Annotated in this window: 13 protein-coding genes; 4 read left to right on the plus strand and 9 right to left on the minus strand. The window is 51.6% G+C overall.

Annotated features, from left to right (window positions below; all coding sequences use genetic code 11):
* Positions 1-46: 46 nt before the first annotated feature.
* Positions 47-1,087, minus strand: a complete 1,041-nt coding sequence (locus tag H4F65_RS18955; RefSeq protein ID WP_010681506.1) for a GMP reductase — start codon at positions 1,085-1,087, stop codon at positions 47-49.
* Between the two features lie 294 nt (positions 1,088-1,381).
* Between H4F65_RS18955 and coaE the strand changes: the two genes are divergently transcribed.
* The 3 genes from coaE (at position 1,382) to yacG (ending at position 3,022) form a co-directional block, all read left to right on the plus strand.
* Entirely contained in the window at positions 1,382-2,008 is a 627-nt protein-coding gene (gene coaE / locus H4F65_RS18960) for a dephospho-CoA kinase (RefSeq protein ID WP_010681507.1), read from the plus strand.
* Entirely contained in the window at positions 2,001-2,753 is a 753-nt protein-coding gene (zapD, locus tag H4F65_RS18965) for a cell division protein ZapD (protein WP_010681508.1), read from the plus strand. The genes coaE and zapD overlap by 8 nt, the downstream gene beginning before the upstream one ends.
* Before the next feature lie 74 nt (positions 2,754-2,827).
* Entirely contained in the window at positions 2,828-3,022 is a 195-nt protein-coding gene (gene yacG / locus H4F65_RS18970; protein WP_010681509.1) for a DNA gyrase inhibitor YacG, read from the plus strand.
* A gap of 58 nt (positions 3,023-3,080) precedes the next feature.
* Here the strand turns inward: yacG and mutT are convergent, their stop codons facing one another.
* The 3 genes from mutT to secM all read right to left on the minus strand — a co-directional run bounded on the left by mutT (position 3,081) and on the right by secM (position 6,896).
* Positions 3,081-3,476, minus strand: a complete 396-nt coding sequence (gene mutT / locus H4F65_RS18975; protein ID WP_010681510.1) for an 8-oxo-dGTP diphosphatase MutT — start codon at positions 3,474-3,476, stop codon at positions 3,081-3,083.
* 89 nt (positions 3,477-3,565) lie between these two features.
* Positions 3,566-6,268: a preprotein translocase subunit SecA gene (secA, locus tag H4F65_RS18980; RefSeq protein WP_010681511.1), complete on the minus strand. Its 2,703-nt coding sequence runs from the start codon at positions 6,266-6,268 to the stop codon at positions 3,566-3,568.
* A gap of 112 nt (positions 6,269-6,380) precedes the next feature.
* Positions 6,381-6,896 (minus strand): secA translation cis-regulator SecM, encoded by a 516-nt coding sequence (secM, locus tag H4F65_RS18985; protein WP_172644991.1) that lies wholly within the window; start codon positions 6,894-6,896, stop codon positions 6,381-6,383.
* Positions 6,897-6,922: 26 nt separating this feature from the next.
* Between secM and H4F65_RS18990 the strand changes: the two genes are divergently transcribed.
* Positions 6,923-7,450, plus strand: a complete 528-nt coding sequence (locus H4F65_RS18990) for a DUF721 domain-containing protein (protein WP_010681513.1) — start codon at positions 6,923-6,925, stop codon at positions 7,448-7,450.
* A gap of 18 nt (positions 7,451-7,468) precedes the next feature.
* On the opposite strand, the gene lpxC is transcribed toward H4F65_RS18990, so the two are convergent.
* From lpxC to H4F65_RS19015, 5 genes are all read right to left on the minus strand, one after another.
* A complete protein-coding gene (gene lpxC / locus H4F65_RS18995) occupies positions 7,469-8,386 on the minus strand; it encodes a UDP-3-O-acyl-N-acetylglucosamine deacetylase (protein WP_039278868.1) in 918 nt (305 codons plus the stop codon).
* A 104-nt stretch (positions 8,387-8,490) separates the two neighbouring features.
* Positions 8,491-9,642, minus strand: coding sequence for a cell division protein FtsZ (ftsZ, locus tag H4F65_RS19000; protein ID WP_005975217.1), 1,152 nt, complete (start codon positions 9,640-9,642; stop codon positions 8,491-8,493).
* Between the two features lie 68 nt (positions 9,643-9,710).
* On the minus strand, positions 9,711-10,967 hold the full coding sequence (ftsA, locus tag H4F65_RS19005) for a cell division protein FtsA (protein WP_010298002.1): 1,257 nt from the start codon (positions 10,965-10,967) through the stop codon (positions 9,711-9,713).
* A 53-nt stretch (positions 10,968-11,020) separates the two neighbouring features.
* A complete protein-coding gene (gene ftsQ, locus H4F65_RS19010) occupies positions 11,021-11,866 on the minus strand; it encodes a cell division protein FtsQ (protein ID WP_010681515.1) in 846 nt (281 codons plus the stop codon).
* Position 11,867: 1 nt separating this feature from the next.
* Complete coding sequence (locus H4F65_RS19015) at positions 11,868-12,788, minus strand: D-alanine--D-alanine ligase (RefSeq protein WP_010681516.1); 921 nt, start codon at positions 12,786-12,788, stop codon at positions 11,868-11,870.
* Positions 12,789-12,793 lie beyond the last annotated feature (5 nt).

The following is a 12,793-nucleotide window of genomic DNA, read 5'->3' on the forward strand; positions in this document are numbered from 1 at the left end:
ACCGCCGCTAACAGCGGACGGAAATGATGGCGCGTAACGGCGGCGATTACCCGTTGAAAATACGGTTTTCCTGCTCGGCCACGCGGATAAACGTTGTACGCTTTGTCAGCTCTTTCAAACGAGATGCACCAACATAGGTACAGGCCGAGCGCAAGCCACCAAGAATATCGCGCACGGTATTGTCTACCGGACCGCGCAGAGGCAACTTCACAGTTTTTCCTTCTGCAGCACGGTACTCCGCCACACCACCAACGTGACGCTCCATCGCGGATGCGGAACTCATGCCGTAGAACAGCATCATTTTCTCTCCGTTTTCTTCCACGATGGTGCCTTCACATTCATCATGCCCTGCCAACATACCGCCCAGCATGACGAAATCGGCTCCGCCGCCAAATGCTTTCGCGACATCGCCCGGCATGGCGCACCCGCCGTCGCTCACGATTTGCCCACCGAGACCATGTGCGGCGTCAGCGCATTCGATCACAGCAGAAAGCTGAGGATAGCCAACTCCCGTTTTAACGCGTGTTGTGCAGACAGAACCGGGGCCAATGCCAACTTTCACGATGTCCGCACCGGAGAGAATCAGTTCTTCCACCATTTCGCCAGTCACAACGTTTCCTGCACAGATGACCTTATCCGGGCAGGCCTCGCGTGCTTTTTGCAGGAACGTGACAAAGTGCTCGGAATAGCCATTGGCGACATCGATACAGATAAATTTCAGCTCAGGCGACAGCGCCAAGATTTGCTTTAACTTGATGAAATCAGCCTCAGATGTCCCAGTCGAGACCATCACATGGCGCAGCACCGATGCCGGTGTGCGTTGCACAAACTGAGACCATTGTTCGACAGAGTAGTGTTTATGCACAGCCGTCAGAACATCAAAAGAGGCCAGGACTTCCGCCATACTAAACGTACCCACGGTATCCATATTGGCTGCGATAATCGGTACGCCGGACCAGTTGCCGCCGGCATGGAGGAAGGTGAATTGACGTTCCAGTTCAACGTCGGAGCGGCTTTTCAGCGTCGAACGCTTTGGCCGGATGAGAACGTCTTTAAAGCCTAACTTTAAATCTTCTTCAATACGCATGAGGTTCGAGTTCCTGGTTAGTGACGGCAGCATACTCAGTATCGTTACTGAGCATAATCATTTCTGAAAAAATAATAGCCCTTTACCAGTGACGTTATCATACGCAGGAATAATCCTGCGGCAAGACTGCGATTTTCACTTTATTTGGGATAAAATCAGAGAAATTTACCTATCACCCAGCAAAGTGATAACGTGAAGCACACTGCGGTTGATACCTGATTGACTTCAGGGGGACGGGAAGATATTCCTCACCCTTGAAAATAGTAGAAATGTTAACTTTTCAACACGGGTGCAATGACATACATCGTAGCCTTAACGGGCGGTATCGGCAGCGGAAAAAGCACCGTAGCCGATGAATTTGCCAAATTAGGGGCCTCCATCGTTGATGCGGATATCATCGCGCGTCAGGTAGTCGAGCCCGGGGAACCCGCACTGGATGCCATCAGGCTCCGGTTTGGCGACGCTATGCTCAATACTGATGGTTCATTGAACCGTGCCGCACTACGCCAGCGGATTTTTTCCTCACCAGAGGAGAAACAGTGGCTGAATAATTTACTCCATCCGTTGATCCACCAAGAAACACAGGCCCAGTTTCAGGCTGCATCCGCACCGTACATTCTGTGGGTCGTCCCTTTACTGGTGGAGAATGGTTTACAACAGCGGGCACAGCGTATTCTGGTCGTTGATGTAGACAAAGAAACACAGCTTGCACGTACGCTGGCCCGCGATGGCATCAGCCAGCAACAAGCAGAAAACATACTGGCAGCACAGGCTACCCGAGAACAGCGCCTGGCTTATGCCGATGATATTATTGATAACAGTCGCTGCCCAAACGAGCTGGCTCCACAGGTTGCGGAATTACACCGCCAGTACCTGGAGCTTGCCGCCTCCGCAGCCGACAGGATGACTAAGAATGAGTGACGCCCCCTCAACGATTTTATTCGAATACCCGCTGAACGAAAAAACACGTACCTGGTTGCGTATCGAATCATTATTGCAGCAGTTACATCAAAACCACTCCCTGACCGATATGGGAGGCGCTCTAACATTTTTTCGTGCTATCGCCGAACTGCTCGATGTGCTGGAACGTGGAGATGTCCGTACCGAGCTACTGAAAGAACTCGAGCGGCAACAGCAAAAACTGCTGCAATGGAGTGATGTACCGGGCGTTGACATGGAACGCATCCATACGTTGAGACGCCAGTTGAAAGATCTGGCCAGTACGTTGATGGCCGCACCACGAATGGGACAGTTTTTACGGGAAGATCGCCTGATTGGCATGGTACGCCAGCGGCTTGGTATTCCCGGCGGGTGCTGTAGTTTCGATCTGCCCACTTTGCATAGCTGGCTGCACCAGCCTCAGGAACTGCGTGAGAAATTGGTTTCCGGCTGGCTTAACTCCTTATCGCCGCTCAAACAAGCCTTGGACATGATCTTGGAACTGATCCGCCATTCTGGCACGTTCCGCCCGCAGACCAGCCTGAACGGTTTTTTTCAGGACAATGCCTCCGATGCTGATCTGCTACGTTTGCGCCTTGAACAGGTACATCAGCTCTATCCGCAGATATCTGGCCATAAGACACGCTATGCCATCCGTTTTCTGCCATTAGATAGCGAAAACGGCCACATCCCTCCGCGTTTAACCTTTGAACTGGCCTGCTGCTAGAGTCAGCCCTGACAGACAGAAATGTGTTAAGTAACAAATATGTGTTACGTACCAAATAGAGTGAAAAGAATCTTATGACAGCAGAAATTACGACGGTAAAGTGCCCAACCTGCAAGCAGGCAGTCATCTGGGATGAAACCAGCATCTATCGCCCATTTTGCAGCAAGCGTTGTCAGCTCATCGATTTGGGAGAATGGGCTGATGAAGAAAAGCGCATTCCAAGTGATGATATGGTTTCTGATAGTGAAGACTGGAGCGAAACGCGCTAACGGCCACGTTTCGCCACTCTAGTTTTCGGGCAGGGGCTTTCAGACAGGTAAAGCTAGATTAAAGCGATTTCAGCCAGCGGATCATCTCCGCATTCGCTGGCGGAAACTCGTCCTCACGTAATTCTTCTACGCTCACCCAGCGAGATTCCTGACCTTCCCGACCATAGGGTTCCCCCTGCCACGTTTCAACCAGAAAGAAATGAAGCGTGATGATTCTCTCCGGCGTAGAAAACGTTTTGTCGTTTAGCGGCTGTGGTGCGCTGGCTTCGATGCCCGTTTCTTCACGCAGTTCACGAATCAGCGCCTGCTCTGGCGTTTCGCCTTCTTCAACTTTACCGCCGGGAAATTCCCACATCCCTGCCATATGAACGCCATCGGGGCGGCGAGCAATGAAATATTGCTGCTCCGCATTGCGGATGATGCCGACCGCGACGGATAACTGTTTTTGCGTCATGACACTTCCTATCAGATTCTTATCAAGTAAAAGGCGGTCAATGACCGCCCTTGTACTTATCACATACTAATCACTGGATCAGCAGTCAATTATTTCTGTAAGCGACCGTGGCACTGCTTATATTTCTTGCCTGAACCACATGGGCAAGGGTCGTTACGTCCAATTTTACGATCTGCCTGCGCCGGTGAACCTGTATTCAGGCTATCTTCTTCCTGATGGCTAAACTGTTGCTGCTGTGCCAAACGCTCAGCTTCTTCGCGGCGTTGCTGCTCCAGCGCTTCAATTTCTTCCGGCATTCTCACCTGAACTTTGCTCAGCGTACTGATCACTTCATATTTCAGTGATTCCAGCATCGCGGCAAACATAGAGAACGACTCACGCTTATATTCTTGTTTCGGATCTTTCTGTGCATAGCCACGCAGATGGATGCCCTGACGCAGATAATCCATTGCCGCCAGATGCTCTTTCCACAAGGAATCCAGCGTCTGCAGCATCACACCTTTCTCGAAGTTGCGCATGACTTCAGCGCCAACCACTTCTTCTTTGCGATGATAAACCTCAAGCGCCTGCTGGAAAATACGCTCACGCAGCGTTTCTTCGTGCAGCTCAGGCTCTTTATCCAGCCACGCCTTGATCGGCATATCCAGATCGAAGTCGTTCTTCAGGCGCTGTTCCAGACCTTCCGTATCCCACATTTCTTCCAGAGATTCCGGTGGAATGTAGCTGTCGATAGTCGCTTTAAACACATCCTCACGAATACTGGTGATGGTTTCACTGATATCGGACACATCCAGCAGTTCGTTACGCTGTGTGTAGATCGCACGACGTTGGTCGTTCGCCACATCATCGTATTCCAGCAGTTGTTTACGAATATCAAAGTTACGGCTTTCCACTTTGCGTTGGGCATTAGCAATTGCCTTGGTAACCCACGGGTGCTCAATCGCTTCGCCCGGTTTCATACCCAGTTTACGCATCATATTAGAAACGCGATCGGAGGCAAAAATACGCATCAGCGCATCTTCCATCGACAGATAGAAGCGTGATGAACCCGCATCCCCCTGACGACCGGAACGTCCACGTAGCTGGTTATCAATACGGCGAGATTCATGGCGCTCTGTACCGATAATGTGCAAGCCCCCCGCAGCCAACACCGCATCATGGCGCACTTTCCAGGCCGCTTTGATTTCTGCAATTTGCGCGTCATCTGGGTTTTCCAGATGTGCGACTTCGGCCTGCCAGCTACCGCCCAATACGATGTCCGTACCACGACCGGCCATGTTGGTCGCGATGGTGACCGCACCAGACTGACCCGCCTGTGCAACGATGTCCGCTTCCATGGCGTGGAATTTCGCATTCAACACATTGTGTTTGATGCCCGCTTTTTCCAGCGCCTGAGAAACTACTTCTGACTTCTCAATGGAGATCGTACCAACCAGAATAGGCTGACCTTTTACAGAGCGGTCTTTGATATCTTCAATGATGGCATCAATTTTTTCCTGCTCGGTCATGTAGACCAGGTCAGGCAAGTCTTTACGAATCATCGGACGGTTAGTCGGCACCACAATCGTATCCAGCTTATAGATGGAGCTGAATTCGAACGCTTCGGTATCTGCCGTACCGGTCATCCCCGCCAGTTTTTCATACAGACGGAAGTAATTCTGGAAGGTAATGGAAGCCAATGTCTGGTTTTCATTCTGAATGGTCACCTTCTCTTTCGCTTCCACAGCCTGATGCAGACCATCAGACCAGCGACGCCCCTGCATGGTACGGCCTGTGTGTTCGTCGACGATGATGACTTCACCGTCTTTCACAATGTAATCGACATCGCGGGTAAACAACACGTGCGCACGCAGCGCAGCGGTCACATGGTGCATCAGCATAATGTTGGTCGGAGAGTACAGCGACTCGCCCTCTTCCATAATGCCTTCTTTCACCAGCAGTTCTTCTACCAGAACCAGACCACGCTCGGTGAGGTTAACCTGACGCGCTTTCTCATCAACAGAGAAGTGGCCTTCACCGTGGAAGGTATCCGAATCTTCTTTCTCCTGACGGATCAGGTGAGGGATGATTTTATTGACGCTGATATAAAGCTCAGAACTGTCTTCAGCCGGACCGGAAATGATCAGCGGCGTACGTGCCTCATCGATCAGGATGGAGTCAACCTCATCCACCAGCGCATAGTATAATTTACGCTGTACGCGCTCTTCTGGGCTGAACGCCATGTTGTCACGCAGGTAGTCAAAACCGTATTCGTTATTGGTACCGTAGGTGATGTCTGCCGCATAGGCTTCACGCTTGGCCGGAGCAGGCATTCCCGGCAGGTTGATACCGACGCTCAGGCCAAGGAATTCAAACAATGGACGGTTGTTTTCGGCATCACGCTGTGCCAGATAATCGTTCACGGTAACTACGTGTACGCCACGACCAGTCAGCGCATTCAGGTACGCAGGCAGCGTTGCCGTCAGCGTTTTACCTTCACCAGTACGCATCTCCGCGATGCAGCGTTCGTTCAGTACCATACCGCCGATAAGCTGCACGTCGAAGTGACGCATGCCAAAGACACGCTTACTGGATTCACGGACTACCGCGAAGGCTTCCGGCAGCAGGTTCTCTAGCGTTTCACCCTTTTCCAGACGAACACGGAACTCTAGCGTTTTCGCTTGCAGTTCCTCATCTGAAAGTTTTTCCATTTCTGGTTCTAAACGACCGATGACATCAACATTTTTACGCATACGACGCAGCGTACGATCGTTACGGCTACCAAAAATTTTGGTTAGGATATTCATGACCATAATAGTTTTAATCTCACAAGTGCCACGTATCCAGTGGCAACAACACATCGAAAGACTGAGAAACTCAGCAAAAAACGAGAGAAATTTCTTCAGCTAATTATCTACTACACGTTCAGCTGAAAAGAGAAGGCCCTGCACGGATGCCGCGGATTTGGGCAAGCCAGATGCCAATTTGATGGTATGCCTGAGGGTAAAAAGTGACGCGCCCAGCATGGGGGGAGATCACAAAGGGATACTGGGAATCCTGCGTCAGCAACGCATTTAGCGTATCCAGCAAAACCAAAGAATGAGGTTGAAGATCGTCAACCTGCTCGGCACTGGTCGTCTGTGGCGTCGTCAACGCAAAAGAAAGATGACGGATTACCGTGCGAATCGCATGCTGATGCCAATAATCAACGCTGTAGGACGAGCGCCGATGCGCTTCCTTCAGCGCGACCAGATCGGTAAGGTTCAGCGATACGTGATTCTGGCGACTCACGCTGGAGCTTGAATTAGGGAGTGAGGCGATATCCTGTGAGTCGTTCAGGCTTGTCGGCAGGCCAAGACTCGCCGCGACCATCCCTAATAAGAGATGCGGCCAGAAATAACGTCTGCCAAATTGTCGCCAACGATTTAGAATACCAATCACGAGTAACATCCACCGGAGCCAGGTCTATGCGTGATAGCCGCCCACAATCACTGGAATTTCTGTTTGATAGCGCATCCATGTCGGGTAAAGGCCCGCTACAAGATGTGCAACAGCGCGCTATCGCCTTATTAAAACTCAACCGTGCCGTACGCGGGTTACTGCCTGCACCGTTGCACCCATGGTGCCGCGTCGCTAATTACCGGCAAGGTTTACTGATACTGGAAACCGCCAACGCCAGCTGGCTGATGCGGTTACGTTACGAACAACCTGCGCTGCTCTCTGCATTACGCGCACAAATACTACCATCATTGGCTTCAATCGACATCAGGATTAATCCAACGCTTGCCGCAAAAGGGCATGAAATCGTGAAAAATAATGACATTACGCCGACGGAAAATACCGATGACAAACCGTTGCGTCAGTTGAGTGAACAAAGTGCGGAAACATTGAGGACGTTAGCAGGCAACAGCCCGGAAAAACTCAGAAAGATATTAGAACGACTGGCTTCATTGGCCGGAGAGAGTACCAATAAAACCAGTCGTAATAAGAAATGATTACTTCAAGTTCAAGCGTTACGCCAGCACGATAGACGGTGCTTTAAATGCCAACGGCATTTCAGCTTCGTCTTCAAAGGTCACGTATTCCCACGCTTCCTGATTTGCCAGCACAGCCTGCAACAGTTTGTTGTTCAGTGCGTGTCCAGATTTAAACGCAGAGAACGCACCGATGATGTTGTGGCCACACATAAACAGGTCACCGATGGCATCCAGCATTTTATGGCGGACAAACTCATCTTCAAAACGCAGACCGTCTTCGTTCAGTACGCGGTAATCGTCAACGACGATGGCACAATCCATACTGCCGCCCAGGCACAACCCACGAGACTGCAAGTATTCGATATCGCGCATGAAACCGAATGTACGCGCACGGCTGATCTGGCGAACAAACGCATCAGCGGAGAAATCCAAACGATAGCGCTGGTTGCCCGCATCAATCGCCGGGTGGTTGAAGTCGATAGTGAAATCCAGACTGAAGCCGTTAAACGGTTTCATCTCGGCCCACTTGTCGCCGTCTTCAACGCGAACAGGCTGTTTGATACGTACGAATTTCTTGGCACAGTTTAGCTCTTCGATACCGGCATCTAACAGCAGGTAAACGAACGGGCTGGCGCTGCCATCCATAATTGGAATTTCCGGCGCGTCAACATCAATGACAATATTGTCAATGCCCAACCCTGCAAGCGCAGCGTTAAGATGCTCCACCGTAGAAATACGGACGTCATGCTCATTAACCAGGCAAGTACAGAGCATGGTATCACGCACGGATTTTGCATCAGCCGGAAAATCAACCGGGGGATTCAAGTCTGTGCGGCGATAGATGACCCCGGTATTTGCCGGTGCAGGACGCATGGTCAACGTGACCTTCTTGCCGGTATGTAACCCGACACCAGTCGCCTGAACAATACGTTTTAATGTACGTTGTTTGATCATCATTTTATCTCGCATGTTACTGAACCTACCGACCTAGTATACACCAGGTTCGGTGGCACAGTTTAGCACAAAGAGCGGAGATTCCAACGTTATCTGGCAGCAAATTAGTCTGCCTGCTTACGCAGAAACGCTGGGATATCCAGATAATCTGGCTCTTTATTCGTCTGCGGATTCTGGTCGTTAACCACTTTAGCCGCCGGTTTTTCCTGCGCCAGTGGCGTCATACCGTGTTGCTGATAACGATGATCCATCACAGGCTGGCTGGCCTGCTTGTTCGTCACCAGAGTAATCTCAGGACGCTTGTCCATGCCGATACCCGTCGCAACAACCGTAACACGCAGTTCATCATTCATTTCCGGGTCAAGCGACGTACCGATTACGACTGTCGCATTATCAGACGCGAATGCACGGATGGTGTTACCAACCGTCTCGAACTCATCCAGACGCAGATCAAAGCCCGCCGTGATGTTGACCAACACGCCACGTGCGCCGGACAGATCTATATCTTCCAACAGTGGGCTGGAGATCGCCATTTCAGCCGCTTCTTCTGCACGGTCTTCACCACGCGCAACACCGGAACCCATCATGGCATAACCCATTTCGGACATCACGGTACGCACGTCTGCAAAGTCGACGTTCATCAGACCCGGACGTGTGATCAGCTCGGCAATACCTTGCACCGCGCCTTTCAGTACATCGTTTGCCGCGCCAAATGCATCCAGCAGGGAAATACCGCGTCCTAGCACTTTCAGCAGCTTGTCATTTGGAATGGTGATCAGCGAGTCGACGTGCTTAGACAGCTCGGCGATACCCTGCTCTGCAAACGCCATACGCTTTTTGCCTTCAAAGTTGAAAGGCTTGGTCACCACAGCGACGGTCAGAATGCCCAGGTCTTTTGCGACTTCAGCCACAACTGGCGCAGCCCCTGTACCTGTACCACCGCCCATACCTGCGGCGATAAACACCATGTCCGCACCTTCCAGTGCTGAACGCAGTGCTTCACGATCTTCTTCAGCCGAATTACGGCCGACTTCAGGGTTAGCGCCTGCACCCAGACCTTTCGTGATGCCACTGCCGATCTGAATCGTCTGGCCCACAGCCGTTTTGCGTAATGCCTGCGCATCTGTGTTGACCGCGAAGAATTCGACGCCTTCGATGCGCTCACGCACCATGTGTTCGACGGCATTACCACCGCCGCCACCGACGCCGATGACTTTAATCACCGCGTCGTTGGTTAATTCCATTGGTTCAAACATAATTTCTCTCCGTTTGTGCCTGTAACTGCGAGATCATAAAACTGTGCCAGGTGATCTCTTTGATAAAATTAAAATTCTTTCCTCAACCAGCTGTTGATTCTCTTGAACCAGTTGCTCACTGAGGCACGTTTTTCGACTTCATGCTCACCACCAAGGTGAGATTCTTTTCCGTAATGGAGCAACCCAACTGCCGTTGAGTAATAAGGCTCTTGGGCATAATCCGTCAGCCCTGTTATATTCATTGGTTGTCCAATACGCACCTGTGTGTGGAACACACGCTGCGCACAGGCCGCCAGACCGTCTATTTGCGCGGCACCGCCCGTCAGCACGATCCCTGCCGCCAGATGGTGTTTCACGCCTTGTTGACGCAACTGCTCCTGCAACTGTAAAAGTTCATCGTTCACCAAGTTCAACAGCTCGGTGTAACGTGGTTCAATCACTTCCGCCAATGTCTGTCTTTGCAGACTGCGGGGTGGACGTCCTCCAACACTTGGGACTTCCACATTCTCATCTTTGCCGACGATCGCGCCTAATGCACAACCGTGACGCACCTTGATCGCTTCGGCATCCGTCGGCGGCGTACCAAATGCGTAAGCAATATCGCTGGTAACCACATTGCCCGCATACGGAATCACTTTAGTGTGTCGCAATGCGCCACCGGTATAGACCGCGATATCCATTGTACCGCCGCCAATATCAACGACACACACGCCCAGCTCACGTTCATCTTCTGTCAGAACCGCATAACTGGAAGCCAGTCCCGCAAAAATCAGCTGGTCGACCTTTAAGCCGCAGCGTTCAACGGCTTTAACAATATTCTTTGCCATATCGTTATGGCAGGTTATCAGGTGGACTTTCGCCTGCATACGCACGCCGGATAAGCCAACCGGGTTTTTAATCCCTTCCTGATAATCGATCGCATACTCCTGTGGAATCACATGGAGAACACGATGTTCATCACGCACGCGCACGGATTTAGCGGTATGCACCACGCTTTCCACGTCGTCCTGCGTAACCTCTTCTTCTGAAATAGGCACCATCCCTATTTCATTCTGGCAGCTGATGTGTTTTCCCGAGAGCGCCAGATACACGGAAGAGATCTGGCAGTCTGCCATCAACTCAGCCTGATCAATAGCGCGCTGAACACATTTAACGACTGATTCCAGATCGTTTACGCCGCCTTTATCCATACCGCGTGACGGGCAACTGCCTACGCCAATAATGTTGACCATGCCATCGGGCAGAACTTCCCCTACCAGCGCAGCCACTTTTGCTGTACCGATTTCCAGCCCAACTACCAGTTTTCTGTCCGTCGACTTGATCATTGTTGTTTAGCCTGTGTCTGTTTCTGGTTACTGTTCTGTTGCTGATCAATGTCTTAGTGCTGACCAACTCGTTGCCGATCACCGTGTTGTTGTTGTTGATCACCCTGTTGCTGATCAAGCAAAGCTGGAGCCCAACCTATCGCGGCTCCACTGTCGTACCGCAAATCCACATGGCTGATACGTTTGTTTTCGCTCTGAGCCTGCCGCTGCAACAGCGGATACAGCTCGATAAAGCGTTGCAGACGTTTGGCCCTATCGTCCCGCCCCAATTCGAGGCGAGTATCATCGTCTAATCCTAGTTGCCACGAATGTCGCGCACTCATCGCCACCATTTTTAACGTAAACTTCCCGGCGGTCAGCGTCTGATTCATTGTGCGATAGCCTTCCAGCACTTCTGCTTCACTGCCTTCTGGGCCATACAGCAGCGGCATCTTGCGATTGCCAATACGTTCGGCGGGTACACTGAACGAATTTCCTTCTGCATCAACCATTAGCTGATCATTCCAACGCGCTACCGGAACATATTCAACCAGATGAATCTTTAATTCGTCCGGCCATTGCTTGCGCACGCTAGCCTGTTTTATCCACGACAGACGCTCAATCTGCTGCTGGATCACGTTCACATCCTGTGTCATGAACGTTCCCGGCGACCCCAACGACAAAATAGCCTGACGGATATCGTCGTTGGTGGTGTACTGCCTTTCCCCTGTCACTGCCATGCGGGAGAGCGGTAAGCGGCTGGCATCTTTCATCCACCCCACAACCATCCAGCTTCCCCAGACGATCGTCCCTATCACCATCAGCAGGAAAATCATCCCTGCCAATTGGCCTCCATTACTGCGACGTGTTCCTTTGGTTTCAGGCTCTCGTCCGCGTGTATTCAGCGCTGCCTGCGACATATCAGCCAGCGAGCTCTAAAATTTTCACGACCAGTTGCGAGAAAGTCAGCCCACGTTGGCGTGCAGCCATAGGAACCAGACTGTGGCTCGTCATCCCCGGAGACGTATTCACTTCAAGCAGATAGAAGGCACCGTCGCTATCCAGCATAAAATCGACGCGTCCCCATCCGCTACAGCCCACCGCGCGATAAGCCGCCATCGCCAGTCCAGCTAACGCCTGCTCTTGATCGTCCGGCAAACCACTCGGACAGAAATATTGCGTATCATCCGACAAATACTTCGCTTCATAATCGTAAAACGTACCCGCAGGCTGAATACGAATAGAAGGCAACACGTCATCACCCAGGATAGCCACCGTATACTCTGGGCCGCTCAGCCACTTCTCGATCAGAATATCGTCATCGTGACGGAATGCTTCTTCCAGTGCCGCAGGCAGTTCGCTCAGCGTATTCACTTTGCTCATCCCCACGCTGGAACCCTCACGGCTTGGCTTGACGATCAGCGGCAACCCGAGATGGGTGAATTTCGCCAGCAGCGCATTTGCCGCCGTTTCTGAATATTGGCGACGATCCAGCGCCACGTATGGCGACACCGGTAATCCCACGGCTTGCCACACCTGTTTGGTGCGGAGTTTATCCATCGTCAGTGCAGATGCCATGACGCCGCTACCGGTATAAGGCAGCCCCAGGAACTCCAGAACGCCCTGCAAGGTACCATCTTCACCACCACGACCATGTAAGGCAATGAAAACCTTGGTAAAGCCTTCTTCCTTTAACGTCGTCACAGAGACGTCACGGGTATCAACCGCATGCGCGTTGATGCCTGCTTCTTTCAGGCCAGCCAAAACCGCCTGACCGGAAAGTAACGACACTTCACGTTCGGCAGAGGTTCCACCAAGCAATACAGCAACTTTCTCAGTCATGATGT

It is taken from the genome of Pectobacterium brasiliense, from assembly GCF_016950255.1.
GTDB classification, from domain to species: domain Bacteria; phylum Pseudomonadota; class Gammaproteobacteria; order Enterobacterales; family Enterobacteriaceae; genus Pectobacterium; species Pectobacterium brasiliense.